The organism is Streptomyces sp. NPDC050674 (assembly GCF_040654575.1).
Taxonomy (GTDB): domain Bacteria; phylum Actinomycetota; class Actinomycetes; order Streptomycetales; family Streptomycetaceae; genus Streptomyces.
In genome coordinates, this window is record NZ_JBFAIG010000001.1 from 302913 (window position 1) to 318456 (window position 15544).

Annotated in this window: 15 protein-coding genes; 10 read left to right on the plus strand and 5 right to left on the minus strand. The window is 72.4% G+C overall.

The annotated features are described in order from the left end of the window. Positions 1-119 precede the first annotated feature (119 nt). The 3 genes from AB0I06_RS01235 (at position 120) to AB0I06_RS01245 (ending at position 1798) form a co-directional block, all read left to right on the plus strand. Positions 120-251 (plus strand): hypothetical protein, encoded by a 132-nt coding sequence (locus AB0I06_RS01235; protein WP_363116634.1) that lies wholly within the window; start codon positions 120-122, stop codon positions 249-251. A 24-nt stretch (positions 252-275) separates the two neighbouring features. Then, on the plus strand, positions 276-1040 hold the full coding sequence (locus AB0I06_RS01240) for a DUF4239 domain-containing protein (protein WP_363116635.1): 765 nt from the start codon (positions 276-278) through the stop codon (positions 1038-1040). Positions 1041-1264: 224 nt separating this feature from the next. Next, positions 1265-1798: a hypothetical protein gene (locus AB0I06_RS01245; protein ID WP_363116636.1), complete on the plus strand. Its 534-nt coding sequence runs from the start codon at positions 1265-1267 to the stop codon at positions 1796-1798. Between the two features lie 142 nt (positions 1799-1940). On the opposite strand, the gene AB0I06_RS01250 is transcribed toward AB0I06_RS01245, so the two are convergent. Continuing rightward, positions 1941-2525 carry a hypothetical protein gene (locus AB0I06_RS01250; RefSeq protein WP_363117010.1) on the minus strand — a complete coding sequence of 195 codons (585 nt, stop codon included), beginning with the start codon at positions 2523-2525 and terminating at the stop codon, positions 1941-1943. 457 nt (positions 2526-2982) lie between these two features. On the opposite strand from AB0I06_RS01250, the gene AB0I06_RS01255 reads away from it, so the two are divergent. Continuing rightward, positions 2983-3651, plus strand: a complete 669-nt coding sequence (locus tag AB0I06_RS01255; protein WP_363116637.1) for a class F sortase — start codon at positions 2983-2985, stop codon at positions 3649-3651. A 40-nt stretch (positions 3652-3691) separates the two neighbouring features. Here the strand turns inward: AB0I06_RS01255 and AB0I06_RS01260 are convergent, their stop codons facing one another. Both AB0I06_RS01260 and lysX read right to left on the minus strand, forming a co-directional pair. Next, positions 3692-4531: a polysaccharide deacetylase family protein gene (locus tag AB0I06_RS01260; protein ID WP_363116638.1), complete on the minus strand. Its 840-nt coding sequence runs from the start codon at positions 4529-4531 to the stop codon at positions 3692-3694. 89 nt (positions 4532-4620) lie between these two features. Next, positions 4621-7905, minus strand: a complete 3285-nt coding sequence (gene lysX, locus AB0I06_RS01265) for a bifunctional lysylphosphatidylglycerol synthetase/lysine--tRNA ligase LysX (RefSeq protein WP_363116639.1) — start codon at positions 7903-7905, stop codon at positions 4621-4623. Between the two features lie 87 nt (positions 7906-7992). Between lysX and AB0I06_RS01270 the strand changes: the two genes are divergently transcribed. Both AB0I06_RS01270 and AB0I06_RS01275 read left to right on the plus strand, forming a co-directional pair. Then, on the plus strand, positions 7993-8454 hold the full coding sequence (locus AB0I06_RS01270; RefSeq protein ID WP_363116640.1) for a universal stress protein: 462 nt from the start codon (positions 7993-7995) through the stop codon (positions 8452-8454). Between the two features lie 110 nt (positions 8455-8564). After that, positions 8565-9995: an amino acid permease gene (locus tag AB0I06_RS01275; protein ID WP_363116641.1), complete on the plus strand. Its 1431-nt coding sequence runs from the start codon at positions 8565-8567 to the stop codon at positions 9993-9995. Positions 9996-9998: 3 nt separating this feature from the next. Here AB0I06_RS01275 and AB0I06_RS01280 read toward each other — a convergent pair whose 3' ends face one another. After that, entirely contained in the window at positions 9999-11150 is a 1152-nt protein-coding gene (locus AB0I06_RS01280; RefSeq protein ID WP_363116642.1) for a CapA family protein, read from the minus strand. A gap of 222 nt (positions 11151-11372) precedes the next feature. Between AB0I06_RS01280 and AB0I06_RS01285 the strand changes: the two genes are divergently transcribed. The 4 genes from AB0I06_RS01285 (at position 11373) to AB0I06_RS01300 (ending at position 14659) form a co-directional block, all read left to right on the plus strand. Further along, on the plus strand, positions 11373-11918 hold the full coding sequence (locus tag AB0I06_RS01285) for a sigma-70 family RNA polymerase sigma factor (protein ID WP_363116643.1): 546 nt from the start codon (positions 11373-11375) through the stop codon (positions 11916-11918). Positions 11919-12071: 153 nt separating this feature from the next. Further along, entirely contained in the window at positions 12072-12584 is a 513-nt protein-coding gene (locus AB0I06_RS01290; RefSeq protein ID WP_363116644.1) for a hypothetical protein, read from the plus strand. Between the two features lie 151 nt (positions 12585-12735). Further along, the gene (locus tag AB0I06_RS01295; RefSeq protein ID WP_363116645.1) at positions 12736-13386 is read left to right on the plus strand and encodes a zf-HC2 domain-containing protein; all 651 of its coding nucleotides are present in this window, start codon (positions 12736-12738) and stop codon (positions 13384-13386) included. A 91-nt stretch (positions 13387-13477) separates the two neighbouring features. Beyond that, on the plus strand, positions 13478-14659 hold the full coding sequence (locus AB0I06_RS01300; protein ID WP_363116646.1) for a PP2C family protein-serine/threonine phosphatase: 1182 nt from the start codon (positions 13478-13480) through the stop codon (positions 14657-14659). A 19-nt stretch (positions 14660-14678) separates the two neighbouring features. Here AB0I06_RS01300 and AB0I06_RS01305 read toward each other — a convergent pair whose 3' ends face one another. Continuing rightward, complete coding sequence (locus AB0I06_RS01305) at positions 14679-15542, minus strand: DNA-formamidopyrimidine glycosylase family protein (protein ID WP_363116647.1); 864 nt, start codon at positions 15540-15542, stop codon at positions 14679-14681. Positions 15543-15544 lie beyond the last annotated feature (2 nt).

Sequence of the window (15544 nt, forward strand, 5' to 3'; positions counted from 1 at the left end):
CACGCCCGGCTCCGCCCCCGCACCGGCCCGCTCCGCGGCCCGTGCCGCCACCGCCTCCGCCCGCACCCCCGGCACCGGCTCCGCCGGCCACGCCCGCACCGAGTCCGTCCGCGGCACCCGTGCACTACCCGCGGTACCGCGTGACGCCGCCGCGGCCACGGACCGCCGACGGCACGATGTCGCCGCTCACCTTCGTCCTGCTCGTCACGGTGCCCGCGGTGGTGGCCGTCGCCGCGCTGCGCGCGCGCTGATCCCTGAAGCCCTGGAGGTACCCCTTGCCGGAATGGCTTGTTCTCACCCTCGCGATGCTGGCCGCCTGCGCCGTGGTGGTCGTCATCACCTTCCTGCGTCACCGCACGGCGGCCGAGGACGAAGACCCCAGTGAGACCCCGGACGTCATCGAGTACATGACGATGTGGATCGGCGTGGTCTACGCCATCGTCCTGGGCCTGGCGATCGCCGGCGTCTGGGAGGGGCGCAGCGCCGCCCAGGACCACGTCCAGGCCGAGGCCACCGCACTGCACGAGATCTCGGAGCGGGTACGGGTCTACCCGGCCGACGAGCGCGACCGCATCCGGACCGACATCCACGCCTATGTGAGCCACGTCGTCACCACCGAGTGGGACTCCATGGCCGACAAGGGCGAGATGACCGAGCGCGGCACCGAGCTCTTCGAGCGGATCCGCCAGGACGTGACCGACTACGAGCCGGCGACGGACTTCGAGGCCCAGGCCTACCAGCCGCTGCTGGACCAGGTGACCGCGGCGAACCAGGCCCGGATCGCCCGGGCGGAGTCGACCGGGGAGACCATGCCGGGCGTGGTGTGGTTCGGGCTGATCGCGGGGGCCGTCGTCACCATCGGGATGATCTTCGTTCTCCAGATCCGCAGGACGACCCGCGAACTGATCCTCGCCGGGCTGTTCTCGGCCCTGATCGCCTTCCTGCTGTTCCTCATCTGGGACTTCGACTCGCCCTACAGCCGGGGCGTGACCGCGTCGGCGGATCCGTTCCTGAACCTCTTCCCGGGCGCCGGGGACTGACGGCGGCCCAAGCACGGATCCCGGCCGGGGGGCGCGCGACACACCGTCGCCGTCCCCCGGCCGCGTGGGCGGCGTTCCCCCGGGCGGCCCACACCCGTGACCCATTCGCGCTACTGCGATCGCGCCCTCGTGTGCGCCTTTCTAGCGTTTCGGGCATCGAGGTGCATTTGTGACGTGAGCGGAACAGGTCCGCGACTGCTCCTCGGGGACCCGGAGGATTCACCATGCGCGCGATAGGCCTCGCTTCGGCCGTACTGCTGGGCGCCGGCGCCCTCACCTCCTGTGTGCCCGCCGACGCGGCGATGCGTAACGACTTCGTCTTCAGCGTCGCGCCCTCCACCATCAGGCCGGGCGGCGAGGTGGCCCTGCGCGTGGAGCGCAACCGTGCCTGCCGGGGCGAGGCGGTCGTCAACTCGGCGGTCTTCGACATGGTCACCATCGCGCCGCACGAGACCTGGGCCCCGGCCGTCGTCGACTGGGACGCCGAACCCGGCGCCGTCTACGACGTGGAGTTCGAATGCGGCAGGTCGAGCGGGGTGGCCCGCCTGACGATCGCGGGCGGCCACCCGACGCATCACCCCACGCACCGCCCCACCCATCACCCCCACCATCCGCACAAGGGGGTGCACGCCGGTGAGGGCGGCACCGTCGCCGGTTTCGACCTGAAGGAGATCGGCCTCGGCGCCGCGTTGATCGCCGGGTCTCTCGGCGTCGCCTACCGCTTCTCGCGGCGCCGCACCGACGAGGACGCCGGCTGACGAGGACGCGGGCCGCGTGGACGCCGGCCGCCGCACCCCGGGCCGCATGCCTTCGCCCCGGCCCCCCTTGAGAGGGGGCCGGGGCGAAGGCCGTCCACGTGCGAGGCGAGGACGTGTCGGAGCAGTGGCGCGGGGCGTGGCGTCAGATGTGCCGCTCGGCCCGGCGGCGCATCCAGAACACCCCGCCGCCCACGACCGCCGCGGCCACCAGACCGCCGCCGATGGCCATGTCCGTCGGGGTCGCACCGGTGGTGCTGCTGCCGCCGATGCCGCCGCGGACGCCGCCGATGACGGTGAAGGCCTGCGGCTTGGTCAGGGTCCTGCCGTTGCAGGTGACCGTGATGTCGTACGAGCCGGGGCGGGCGTTGCTGTTGATGGTGGCGGTGCCCCGCGCGGTCCCATTGCCGCCGTCGCCCCGGCCGCCGTCGTTACCGCCGTTGCCCCGGCCGTCGTTACCGCCGTTGCCCCGGCCGTCGTTACCGCCGTTGCCCCGGCCGTCGTTGCCGCCGTTGCCGCCGTTGCCCCGGCCGTCGTTGCCGCCGTTGCCCCCGCCCGCGTCGTTGCCGACACCGCCCCGGTCGCCCTCGTTGCCCTTGCCGGAGTGGTGGACGGGCGACAGCCGGGTCGGCGCGAACGCGTTGGAAGTGGCCGTGCCGCCGTTGCGGCAGCCGTCGACCGTGATGGTCAGCTGGCCGCCACGGGCGATCACGCCGGGCAGGGCGACGATGTTGCTGGGCGTGTCCCACGCGAGGGCCGCGGGGGCGGAGAGGCCGACGGCGGCGACCGCTGCGCCTGCCACCGCCAGGGCACGAGTGTTACGCATGTGAACCTCCGCGGAAGACGCCCCGGGACCCGTCCCCGGTCGATCGGCGAGAAAGCGCCTCCCAGAAAGACAGTCAGTTGCCGTGCCCTGTACCGCATGTCGGGAATGGTCCGTCCTGGTGAGCGGGGGTGCTGCGGGGAAACCGCGCGATCGGGTAACGCCGCAGGTCACGGACCGTCAGAAAATTCCTGGGGGCGGCAACTCGGATGGCGCACCTGAGATCCCCGGCGGCCCGCGGCACGCCCCGCCCGGCCCCGGTCCACCCGTTCGCACCCGCCCCGTCGCCGGTTTCCCGCAGGCCACTTAGCTTGCTGGTATGCGCGATTGACCCGGCGACGGCCGCGTCGAGAGGGGAAGGCGAATGTCTGCGTCCGAGCTGGCCGAGGCCGAAGAGGAGGCGCGGCCGAAGAAGCGGGCCCCGTGGGGCGTGATAGCGCTGGTTCTGCTGACCGGCCTGGCGCTTATCCGGAACGGCTCGGGAGAGTTCGACGAGGGCCCGCCGCAACCGGCGACGGCGGCCGCGGCCGACAGCCGGGTGCCCGCCCGCACCTTCGCCGGATCCGTGCCCCCCTTGCCCTACGCGCTTCCGGACCGGGTCAGGATCCCGGCGATCCAGGTCGACGCGCCGGTCATCCCGGTGGGCCTGGACGCGGACGGCTGGGTCGGCGCGCCGCCGCCGGAGGACCCCAACCTGGCCGGCTGGTTCACCGGTGCCGTCACGCCCGGGGAGAAGGGCACCGCGGTCGTGGTGGGCCACGTCGACAACCAGCAGGGCCCCGCCGTGTTCTACGGGCTCGGGGCGTTGAAGAAGGGCAATCGCGTCGAGGTGGCCCGCCAGGACGGGAAGACGGCCGTGTTCGAGATCTACGGCGTCGAGGTTTTCGAGAAGGACAACTTCCCCGGCGACCGGGTCTACGCGTCCAAGGGCGCGCCGGAACTGCGGGTCATCACCTGCGGGGGCGGTTTCTCCCAGCAGGAGGGCTACGCGGGGAACGTCGTCGCCTTCGCCCGCCTGACCGAGGTGCGCTGAGCGTTCCCGGCCGGGCGGGCGAGGGCCCCGGTGGCGCCCCTCACGCGTAGTGCCGCCGGGGCACGGTGACGCGGTAGCCGGAGTCGAGCAGTTCCGGCAGATAGCGCCGCAGGGCCCGCACACTCTGCGAGCGGTCGCCCCCGGCGTCGTGCGAGAGCACCACGACCCCGGGGGCGGCGCCGTGTTCGACCCGGTCGGTGATGGAGCGGACGCCGGGGGTGGTCCAGTCGAGGGTGTCGACGGTCCAGGAGAGCGGTTCCATGCCGAGTTCGGCGCCCAGTTGGAGGGCGGCGCGGTTCCAGGTTCCGTAGGGGGCGCGGAACCACTCGGGGCGCTCCCCGTAGGCGTCCTCGATGACGTCGCAGGTGCGTTCCATCTCGGAGCGGATCTGCCGGCGGGTGAGCCGGGTGAGCAACGGGTGGGACCATGTGTGGTTCCCCACGACATGTCCCTCGTCGGCCATCCGGGCCAGCAGGTTCTTGTTGCCGACGGCCATCTCGCCGCACACGAAGAACATCGCGCGCACGTCGTACTCGGCCAGGGTGTCCAGGATGTCCGGGGTGTAGCGGGGGTCGGGCCCGTCGTCGAAGGTCAGCACCATGGTGCGGCCGCGGCCGGAGACGCGCAGCAGCGGTTCGCGGCGTACCAGGGTCCGGCGGGGCGCGGCGTGCGGCGGGCCGTAGCCGGTGATGGGCTGGAGGCGGTACGCGGAGGACGTGACGGGGCGGTGGGCCTGCGGGCCCGCTGCCGGGGCGGCCGGGCCGTCCACGGTGACCGCCGTGAGCACACCTGCCGTCGCGGCCGCTCCCACGGCACCGGCGCCCGCGATCAACGCCCGGCGCCGGGTGAGCAGCCGGGAGGGCATCTGATCCTTCTTCATGACTCATCAGTCGCCCGGCGGGTGGCCGACGCACCTGAGCAACACCGGTGTGGCGGCACGCATTCACCCGTTCGGCGTACGCAGCTGGGTCAGCGGCGGCGCACCAGGGGGAAGGGCAGGGTCTCGCGGATCGTCAGGCCGGTGAGGAACATGACCAGCCGGTCCACGCCGATGCCGAGGCCGCCGGTGGGGGGCATGGCGTATTCGAGGGCGTCGAGGAAGTCCTCGTCGAGTTCCATCGCCTCGGGGTCTCCCCCGGCGGCGAGCAGGGACTGCGCGGTGAGGCGGCGGCGCTGCTCGACGGGGTCGGTCAGTTCCGAGTAGGCCGTGCCGAGCTCGGTGCCGAAGGCGACGAGGTCCCAGCGTTCGGCCAGGCGCGGGTCCGTGCGGTGCTGGCGGGTGAGCGGGGAGACGTCGGTCGGGAAGTCCTTGTAGAAGGTGGGCAGCTGCGTCTTCTCCTCGACGAGCCGCTCGTACATCTCCAGGACCACGTCGCCGTGCGCGTCGTCTGCGGTGTAGGGCACGCCGGCCCGGTCGCACAGCCGGAGCAGCGCGGGCAGTTCGGTGCCGGGGTGGATCTCCTCGCCGAGGGCCTCGCTGATGGCGCCGTAGACGGTCTTGACGGGCCACCGGCCGGAGATGTCGTACTGCGTGCCGTCCTTGTGGGCGACGGGCCGGCCGAAGGCGGCGGTGGCGGCGCCCTGGACGAGTTCGCGGACGAGGTCGAGCATCACGTCGTAGTCGGCGAAGGCCTGGTAGGCCTCCAGCATCGTGAACTCGGGGTTGTGCTTGTAGGAGACGCCCTCGTTGCGGAAGGTCCGGCCGAGTTCGAAGACCTTCTCCATGCCGCCGACGCACAGCCGCTTCAGATACAGCTCGGGGGCGATGCGCAGATAGAGGTCGAGGTCGTAGGCGTTGATGTGGGTGGTGAAGGGGCGGGCGTTGGCGCCGCCGTGGATCTGCTGGAGCATCGGCGTTTCGACCTCGAGGTAGCCGCGCTCCAGCAGGCCCTGGCGCAGCGCCTGGACGGCGGTGGAACGGGCGCGGATCACCTCGCGGGCGTCGGGGCTCGCCACCAGGTCGAGGTAGCGGCGGCGGACCTTGGCCTCGGGGTCGGCCAGGCCACGGCGTTTGTCGGGCAGGGGGCGCAGGCACTTGCCGGTGAGCTGCCAGGAGGTGACGAAGACGGTCGGCTCGCCCTTGTCGCTGACGCCCGCACGGCCGGTGGCGGTGATGTGGTCGCCGATGTCGGTGTCGGCGCGGAAGCGCTCCAGGGCGGGGCCGGAGCGGTCGCGGGTGAGGGCGAGCTGGTGGTCGCCGGACCAGTCGCGCAGGACGGCGAAGACGATGCCGCCGAAGTCGCGGACCAGCATGATCCGGCCGGCGACGGTGACCTGCTCGCCCTGCCGGACCTCGGCGAGGGTGTGGGTGCGGGCCGGGATGCCCACCGGGTAGGGGTCGGTGCCGTCGGCGCGCAGCCGGTCGAGCTTGTGGTGCCGGACGCGGACCTGGTCGGACAGGCCGGAGAGGGGGTCGGCGGGCTCGGTCCCGTCCCCTCCGGCGAGGCCGAGCGCCGCCAACGACGGCAGGCCCGCCGTGGTGGCGGGCCGCTGCCCGCTCTTCGGGTGCCCTTTTCCCCAGAGTTTGCGCAGGGACGGTACGGAGACGAAACCCTCGGCGATACCGGAGGCGAGGCCGACCCGGGCGAGGGAGGCGGCCTCCGCGTAGCAGAGGAAGCGGGGGTACCACTCGGGGTGGTACTTGGCGTTGGAGCGGTACAGGGCCTCCAGTTGCCACCACTTGGAGAAGAACAGCAGCAGCCGGCGCCACAGGCGCAGCACCGGTCCCGCCCCGATGCGGGCGCCTTCCTCGAACACGGAGCGGAACACGGCGAAGTTCAGCGAGACCTTGCGTACGCCCAGCTTGGGTGCGACGGTGCACAGTTCGGCGACCATGAACTCCATGACGCCGTTGGGGGCAGTGCGGTCACGGCGCATCAGGTCCAGGGAGACGCCGTCCCTGCCCCAGGGCACGAAGGACTGGAGGGCGAGGAGCCGGCCGTCCGGGTCGAGGGCCTCGGCGAGCAGGCAGTCGCCGTCCGCGGGGTCGCCGAGGCGGTCCAGGGCCATGGAGAAGCCGCGCTCGGTCTCGGTGTCGCGCCAGGCGTCGGCCCGCTCGACGAGCTGCCGCATCTCCTCCTCGGAGAGGGTGGAGTGGCGGCGGACCCGGCAGGTGACGCCGAGGCGGCGTACGCGGTTGACGGCCTGGCGGGTGACGCGCATGTCGCGGCCGTCGAGGTCGAAGTCCAGGACGTGCAGGATCGCCTCGTCGCCGAGCTGGAGCGCGCCGAGTCCGGAGCGGACGAAGGCCCGGGCGCCCTCTTCGGAGGCGCCCATCACGGCCGGGACCCAGGCGTGGCGGCGGGCCACGTCCTGCCAGGCGGCGATCGCGTGCGGCCAGGCCTCCCGGTCGCCGACCGGGTCGCCGCTGGCCAGGCACACCCCGGCCTCGACGCGGTAGGTGACGGCCGCCTTGCCGCTGGGGGAGAAGACGGCGGCCTTGTCGCGGCGGGTGGCGAAGTAGCCGAGGGAGTCCTGGTCGCCGTAGCGGCCGAGGAGGGCGCGGATGCGGGCTTCCTCGTCGTCGTGCAGGGCGGCTTCGAGGCGCTGGGAGCGGAAGAGGGTGGCGGCGGCGTTCAGCAGGGCGAGGGCGCCGAACAGGCCGAGCAGGAAGAACAGGGCGTGCGGCGGGCGGCCGTCGAAGCTCCCGGCGGGGACCAGGCCGCCGCAGACCCGGTTCGCGGCCCAGGCCAGGCGTTGGGCGCTGGGCAGGCTGCCCGGGAAGGCCTCGACCAGGGCCCAGCCGATCAGGATCGCCACGACCAGGCCGGCCACCAGAACGGCGAGGGCACGGCGTACGGCGGCGCGGCGGGAGGCGGCGTAGAACTCCTTGCGGGCGTAGATCAGCAGGATCAGGGCGAGGCCGCACACCACGAAGGAGGGGACGGACTCGGCGAACTCGCCGACGGCCATGCCGAGGATGTCGGTGAGGACCAGCAGGCCGAGGTAGACGACGACCAGCCACCAGGCGATCTTCTTGCGGGCGCCGGTCGCGGCGGCGAGCAGGAACAGGAAGACGGCGTAGGCGAGGTTGGCGCTGACCGGGACGAGCAGCAGGTCCAGGAAGCGCACGAGCGGGCGCAGGCCGGTGCGCAGCGGGGGGATCAGGGCCAGCAGGGCGCAGAGCAGGCCCAGTGCCCCGAAGAAGATCGCGAAGCCCTCGGGCACGCGGCTCAGCACGCCGTGCGCCCGATGGGGCGGCCGTATCGGACCTGCGGTGTCCTCGGCCGTCCCGGTGTCCGCGATGACGCTCATGCTTTCGACTGTAGGAACCGCCGGGCCTCCTCGCCCGTCGAGCGCCCGCCCGGCGGTCCGGCCACGGGGTTCCGATAGCCTCGCGGCGTGACGGAACAGCACTCCTCCCGGTTCGAGCGGGGCACGGACGGGCCGAAGGTGATCGTGGTCGGGGTGGACGGCTCCGACTCCTCGTGGCGGGCCGCGGCCTACGCCGCGGGTCTGGCCCGGCGGCAGGGCGCGCTGCTGGCCGTGGTCTACGTGCAGCCGGTGCTGGCGGCGGGTGCGGCGTTGGGGGTGCCGGTGGCGGAGACGACCGACGAGATCGCCGAGGACCTGGTGGCGCAGATCCGGGACTCCGCCGAGCGGCTGAAGGGGATGTTCGAGGTCCGCTGGGAGTTCCACACGTTCCGTGGTGACCCGTACAACGGCCTGGTGACGGCGGCCGACGAACTCAGGGCGGACGCGGTGGTCGTGGGCGCCTCGGAGCAGGCGGGCCACCGCATCGTCGGCTCGGTGGCGGTCCGTCTGGTGAAGGCCGGCCGGTGGCCGGTGACGGTGGTGCCGTAGACCGGAACGGGCGTTTCATCCGATCCATGCGTGGTGTCTTCCGTCGGGCGGTCGCGTGAGCCATCATGATCCGCCGTCAGCCGTTTGCCACTCGTGAAGAGGTGAGGCGCATGGCCGGGATCCGGATGGGTGAGGGGATTCTCCGCCGCAAACCCATCGAGCAGATCGACGAGACGGAAGCCGGCGAGGGCGGCGGTCTTGAACGGTCGCTGGGGCTGTGGCAGCTGACCGCGATCGGCGTCGGCGGCATCATCGGCGCGGGCATCTTCACGCTCGCCGGAACCGTCGCCAACGGCACGGCGGGCCCCGCCGTGCTCCTGTCCTTCCTCATCGCGGGCGTCGCGAGCGCCGCCGCGGCCCTGTCCTACGCCGAGTTCGCCGGGCTCATCCCGAAGGCCGGCTCGGCCTACACCTACGGCTACGCGGTGCTCGGCGAGCTCGCGGGCTGGTTCATCGGCTGGGACCTGCTGCTGGAGTACACGGCGATCGTGGCGGTGGTCGCGATCGGCATCTCCGGCTACTTCAGCTTCCTGGTCGGCGAGATGGGCGCCGATCTGCCGGCCTGGATGCTGGGCGCCCCGGGCACCGGGGACGGCCACCGGGTCGACCTGTTCGCCGCGCTGCTGTGTCTGCTCACCGCCTACCTGCTGAACCTCGGCATCAAGAACGCGGCCCGGTTCGAGACGGTCGTGGTGGTCCTGAAGGTCCTGGTGGTGCTGCTGGTGATCGGCGTGGGCGTGTTCCACATCGACACGGCGAACTACAACCCCTTCTTCCCCTACGGCGTGGGCGGGGCGTTCACGGGCGCGGCGACGGTGTTCTTCGCGGTGTTCGGCTACGACGCCATGTCGACGGCGGCCGAGGAGTCCAAGGACGCGCAGCGGCACATGCCGAAGGCGATCATCTACTCGCTCGTCATCTCGATGGTGCTGTACGTGGCGGCCTGCCTGGTGCTGACGGGCATGCAGAACTACAAGGACATCGACAAGGAGAGCGGCTTCTCGACGGCGTTCAAGTCGGTGGGGCTGAGCGGTCTCGCGGACGTCATCGCGGTGGGTGCGATCATCGGCATCCTCACGGTGATGTTCACGTTCATGCTGGGCGTGACCCGGGTGTGGTTCTCGATGTCCCGGGACGGACTGCTGCCCAAGTGGTTCGCGAAGACCCACCCGACGCGGCACGTCCCGACGCGGGTCACCTGGATCGTCGGGGTGGCGTCGGCCGCCATCGCCGGGTTCCTGCCGATCGGCGAGGCGGCCGAGCTGACCAACATCGGCATCCTGCTGGCCTTCGTCGTGGTGTGCACGGCGGTGGTCGTGCTGCGGTACCGCCGGCCGGAGCTGCCGCGCACGTTCCGAACGCCGTGGATGCCGGTGGTGCCCGCGGTGGGCGTCGTGTTCTCGATCTGGCTGATCACGTTCCTGCAGTGGCAGACCTGGGTGCGGTTCGCCGTCTGGTTCGTCCTGGGGCTGGTGGTCTACTTCGCCTATTCGTACCGCCGTTCGGAGTTGGCGCGGCGCGGGACGCCGGAGCGGACGTAGGCGCTACTCCCCCATCACCAGGCCGTCCTCGGCCGCGCCCCGGCTGAGCACGACGTCGCGGATGCGGTCGCGGACGGCCCGGAGGTCGGCGCCCTCGGCGATCGCCCGGTTGAGGTTCACCACCCGGCCCGCGTCGACGTCGAAGAGCTGCGGTACGAACTCCGCCTTCGTGACCTCCCAGCGCCCGCCGGGCCGCGCCGGCGGGGCGAAGGTGAAACGGCCGAGGGTGGACTGGTTGCCGCGGGGGTCCTTGGCGCCCTCGTGGTTGGTCATCTCGCCGGCGATCTGGTCGCCCATGCCGTAGATTACCCAGGTGCCGTTGACCTTCTCGTAGGCCTGCGGGACGTGGGCGTGGGTGCCGAGGATCAGGTCGATGTCGGGGCGGTCGCCGGTGCGCGCGGCGGTGAGGTTCCGGGCCAGGGTCAGCTGCCGGTCGTCGGGGGCGTCCTGCCACTCGGTGCCCCAGTGCAGGGAGACCAGGACCACGTCGGCGCCCGCCCGGCGCGCGGCCCTGGCGTCGGCCACGATCGTCGCCTCGTCGATGAGGTCGACGGCCCAGGGCTGCCCGTCCGGGAGCGGGAGGCCGTTGGTGTCGTAGGTGTAGGCGAGGTGGGCGATCCTGGCGGGGCCGGCCCGCAGGACGGTCGCGGTGGCCGCCTCCTCCTCGGTGCGTGCCGAGCCGGCGTGCCGGACACCCGCGCGGTCGAGGGCGTCGAGGGTGCGGCGGATGCCGTCGGCACCGTCGTCCAGGGTGTGGTTGGAGGCGGTGGAGCAGCCGTCGTAGCCGGTGACGGCGAGGGCCCGGGCCACCTCGGGCGGGGACTTGAAGGTGGGGTAGCCGGTGTAGACGCCGTCCGCGCCGTAGACGGTCTCCATGTGGCACAGGGCGAGGTCGGCGCGGGAGACGACGGGGCGGATCCCGGCGAGCATCGGCCGGAAGTCGTAGCCGGCGCCACCGGCGTCGAAGCGGGCCCGGTCGATGATCGTGTCGTGCGGGAGGACGTCACCGGAGGCGACCAGCGTGAACCCGCGAGGCCCGGCGTCCGGTGCCGGGCGTCCGGGGCCGGGTGTGTCGTGGCCGCGGGCCTGGCAGGCGGCGCCTGCGGCGAGGACGACGGTCAGGGCCAGGGCGATCTGTCGACTGCGTGCGAGCATGCATTCACCCCACTGTGGGCGTTGTGGTCGTATTTACACACAAACAGGAAAGAAGGCCCGCGCCGCCTCACACGGCTCCGACACGCTCATCGGCCCCTCCGGCACCCGCATGGCCGGGCGTGCCGACCGTTCGTCGAACCGTTCGTCGACGCGATCGACCGTCCGCCGCACAGCCGGGTACGTGCCCTGTGCCCCGGCCGCCCCCTGCGGTGGCATACGGCCATGACGGCCGGATCCACACTCATGAACGGGACGACCGCCGAGCACGAGCTCGCCGCATTGCAGCGCGAGCACGGCCGGCCTCTCTTCGCGCTGCTGCTCCGGCTCTGCGACGGTGACCGGCAGCGCGCCGAGGACCTGGCGCAGGAGACGCTGGTGCGCGCCTGGCAGCACCCCGAGGCCCTGCGCGCCGACGACTTCGACTCGGTGCGGCCCTGGCTGATGACCGTCGCGCGGCGGCTCGCGATCGACGCCCGGCGGGCCCGTCAGGCGCGTCCGGCCGAGGTCGGCGACGCGGTGCTGGAGAACGCGCGTGTCAGCTCCGACCACGCCGAGCGGGCCGCGGCGATGCTCGACGTCCGCCGGGCTGTGAAGACACTCACTCCCGAGCACCGTGAAGTCCTGGTGCTGGTGTATTTCCAGGGGGCGAGTGTGGCGGAAGCCGCGTCGGCCCTCGGGATCCCGCCCGGTACCGTGAAGTCCCGCGCGTACTACGCGCTGCGTGCCCTGCGCAGGGTGCTCCCGGGATACGCCGCCGACCTGCGGTGAAACCAATGGGTGGGTCAAGCCTCCGTAAAGCGCCTTGCCGGGGACCCCGGTTGAGTAATCGGCTGTCCTCATCCGTGTTCCGGAGGGGGCCGTCAGTGTCCCCGGGGGCCCGGTGTCGGGCGACGCGCACGTACCGGAGGAAGGCAGGAAGGGATGCTGGACGAAGAGCAGGGGAGCACGGACGGTGCCGACGGTGAACTGACCGTCCCCATGGCGTGGTTGTACGCCGAGTACATCGCCGACGAGCTGCTGCGGACCGGCGATCTGATGCCGCCGACGTCCTTCGAGTTCCGCGCCGGGCGGGATGCCCTGGCGCTCACCATCTTCCTGTCCGACACCGACGGGGAGCTGTCCGGCATCCGGGTGGTCACCCAGCTGGAGACCTGGCTGTCGCTGACCGCGTACGACCAGCCGTGGCAGGAGTGGGTGCGTGAGCGGCTGGCGCAGCTCGCCGTGGGCGCCGCGCGCTCGGGCCGGCCCGCCCCGGACCTGGACCTCGCGCGGGAGGCCTGGCGCTGGCTGCGGGAGACGGAGCTGCTCGCGCCCGATCTCAACGCGGTGCCGGGGGGCGCGCCGGTGGTCGGGGAGGACGAGGGACCGAAGGTCTGGACGCCCGCCTGGCAGCTCGGACTGCCGCTGGGACACCTCGCGATCCATCTTTTTTAGATTTCCGCGGCCCGGGACCAATCCGCGGGCCGGAGGGCTCCGAATCCTTTGGTTGCGATTGTGTCACCGGCTTGAGTGATTCCGCTGCCTGGTCCGTACCGGTGGGAGCAAGGAGTAACCCCACCCGCACCCAACGGCACGAGGATTCGGCATGAGGTCCCTGGAGAGGCATCGCGACGTCGCGGCCTACGCGCTCGGCGTGCTGGACGAGGCGGAGGCCTTCCGCTTCGAGGACCACCTCATGGAGTGCCCTCGGTGCGCTGCAGAGGTGACGGAATTCGGCGCGACCACACGGCAGTTGATGCTGTACCGGCGCTCTACGCCGAGGTTCGTGCACCCGATGGCGCAGCCCGGGCCGCGCATGCTGGACGGGCTGCTGGCCGAGGTCGCGACCCGGCGCCGGACCGGACGCAGGCGCCTGCTGTTCACCCTCGCCGCCTCGGTGGTCTTCGCGGCGTCGGTGCCCGGCATCGCGATGATGGCCGAGGGCGACTCCCCGCAGCCCCGCACGGTCGCGGCGACCGACACGCGGACGGGGGTGTGGGCGCAGGTCACCACGGCGGACGAGGCCTCCGGCAGCCAGGTCGAGCTGAAGGTGAAGGACGGCTCGGGGCCGCGCGCCTGCCACCTGGTGATCATCGGCCACGACGGCACCGAGGAGACCGCCACCAGCTGGCACGGACCCGGCCACGACGGCCCCGACACGATGATGGCCAGCTCCTCCATGCATCCCGGGGACATCGCCCGCTACGAGATCCGCTCGGCGGCCGGTGAGGTCCTGTGGAGACTCCGGCCGAGCTGACCATCCGTCCGCCCCCGCCGCCGGGCGCCCGGCGCGCCCCGGTGTGAGACTGCCGGGTGACGCACCCGGACAGCGCGCGAGGGGAGACGAAGTGGCGACGGCGGAGACCGGCGACAGTCGTCTGGAGGAGTTCCTCGCCGACCCGCGGACCGCGGCGCTCGACCTGGCCACCGCGGCCGCCCGCTGCACCAAGGCCCTGGGGATCCCGCGCTCCGTGGTCTACCTGGCCGACATCCAGCAGCGCCGGCTCGTGCCCCTCACCGACGTCACCGCGTCCCTGCTCGTCGACGACTCGCTCGCGGGCTGGACCTACCGCACCCAGTCGCTGCGCGTGACGGACTCGGAGTCGGGCGGCATGACCGCCTGGCTGCCCCTGGTGGACGGGGCGGAACGGCTCGGCGTCCTCGCCGTGCATGTTCCCGCGCTGACGCCGGCCGTCCTGCGCAGCAGCCGGGCCCTCGCCACGCTGATCGCCATGATGATCACGACGAGCCGGGCGTACGAGGACTCCTTCGTCCGGCGGACCCGCACGCACCGGATGCGGCTGCCCGCCGAGATGCTGCGGGCCTTCCTGCCGCCCCGCACGATCGGCACCGCCCATGTCGTCTCCACGGCCGTGCTGGAGCCCGCCTACGAGATCGGCGGGGACGCCTTCGACCACTCCCTGACCGAGACGGCCCTGCATGCCACGGTCCTCGACGCCATGGGCCACGACCTGGCCGCCGGGCTCACCACCGCCGTGTCGCTGGCGGCGTGCCGCAACGCCCGGCGGACCGGCGCGGACCTGCCGGAACTGGTGCAGTGCGTCGACGAGGCGCTGGCGCAGTGGCTTCCCGACCAGTTCTGCACGGGTGTCCTGGCCCAGCTGGACCTGGCCTCGGGAGTGCTGCGGTGGGCCAACTGCGGTCATCCCGCACCGCTGGTGATCCGCGACCGGCGCCTGCTCGGGGACGCCATGCTGCGTGAGCCCGAACCGCCGATGGGCCTGCCCTCGCTGCTCGCGGGACGGAAGCGGTCCGTGCACGAGATCGCGTTGAAGCCCGGCGACCGGGTGCTGATGTACACCGACGGGGTCACCGAGGCGCGGTCGGCGGACGGCGGGGAATTCGGCCTCGAACAGTTCGCCGACTACATCATCCGGGCGACGGCCGCCGGTGAGCTGGCGTCCGAGACACTGCGGCGTCTCATCCACTCCATCCTCGACTCCTCGACCAGCCGGCTGCGCGACGACGCGACCATCCTGATGTTCGAGTGGGCGCCGCCGTCCCGGTGACCCGGGCGCGGTCCGCGGGTCACTTCAGCAGGCGGGACATCCTGCGGTCCGCGAGCGGCTTGCCGCCCGTCTGGCAGGTCGGGCAGTACTGGAGCGAGGAGTCGCTGAAGGACACCTCCCGGACGGTGTCGCCGCACACCGGGCACGGCTCACCGGTGCGGCCGTGGACCCGCAGTCCGCTCTTCTTCTCGGCCTTCAGCCGCCCGGCCGCCACGCCCCGGGAGCGTTCGACCGCCTCGGTGAGTGTGTCGCGCAGGGCCGCGTACAGCCGCCCGGTCTCGTCCTCGCTCAGGGACGCCGCCAGCTTGAACGGCGACATCCTCGCCGCGTGCAGGATCTCGTCGCTGTAGGCGTTGCCCACGCCCGCGATCAGACTCTGGTCCCGCAGGGCGCCCTTGAGCTGCCGCCGTTCACCGGCCAGCAGCCGGGCCAGGCGCCGCTCGTCGAAGTCGTCGGCCAGCGGATCGGGACCGAGCCGGGCCACGCCGGGGACCTCCCCCGGGTCGCCCACCACGTACACCGCGAGCCGCTTCTGGGTGCCGGCCTCGGTCAGGTCGAAACCGGCGCCGGTCTCCAGGGCCACGCGCAGTGCGAGGGGTCCCTTGCCGGGGCGCGGGGGCCCGTCGGGCAGACGGTCCTTCCAGTGCAGCCAGCCCGCGCGGGCCAGATGCGTCACCAGGTGCGGTCCGTCGGCGGTGGCCAGGTCGAGGAACTTGCCGTACCGGCGCACGGCGGTGACCTCGTGGCCCTCCAGCGCGGACAGGGGCGGTTCGTACGTCTTGAGGACGCTGATCGCGACGGGCAGCACCCGTACGATCTCGTGGCCGACGAGGTGCTCGGTCAGGAAGTCCTTGAGCGCCTCGACCTCGGGGAGTTCCGGCATGG

Coding starts and splice junctions, on each gene's coding strand:
- AB0I06_RS01305 (WP_363116647.1), bottom strand. CDS start 15,542: ATGCCGGAACTCCCCGAGGTCGAGGCGCTCAAGGACTTCCTGACCGAG.
- AB0I06_RS01255 (WP_363116637.1), top strand. CDS start 2,983: ATGTCTGCGTCCGAGCTGGCCGAGGCCGAAGAGGAGGCGCGGCCGAAG.
- AB0I06_RS01245 (WP_363116636.1), top strand. CDS start 1,265: ATGCGCGCGATAGGCCTCGCTTCGGCCGTACTGCTGGGCGCCGGCGCC.
- AB0I06_RS01295 (WP_363116645.1), top strand. CDS start 12,736: ATGAGGTCCCTGGAGAGGCATCGCGACGTCGCGGCCTACGCGCTCGGC.
- AB0I06_RS01285 (WP_363116643.1), top strand. CDS start 11,373: ATGACGGCCGGATCCACACTCATGAACGGGACGACCGCCGAGCACGAG.
- AB0I06_RS01260 (WP_363116638.1), bottom strand. CDS start 4,531: ATGAAGAAGGATCAGATGCCCTCCCGGCTGCTCACCCGGCGCCGGGCG.
- AB0I06_RS01290 (WP_363116644.1), top strand. CDS start 12,072: ATGCTGGACGAAGAGCAGGGGAGCACGGACGGTGCCGACGGTGAACTG.
- AB0I06_RS01280 (WP_363116642.1), bottom strand. CDS start 11,150: ATGCTCGCACGCAGTCGACAGATCGCCCTGGCCCTGACCGTCGTCCTC.
- lysX (WP_363116639.1), bottom strand. CDS start 7,905: ATGAGCGTCATCGCGGACACCGGGACGGCCGAGGACACCGCAGGTCCG.
- AB0I06_RS01275 (WP_363116641.1), top strand. CDS start 8,565: ATGGCCGGGATCCGGATGGGTGAGGGGATTCTCCGCCGCAAACCCATC.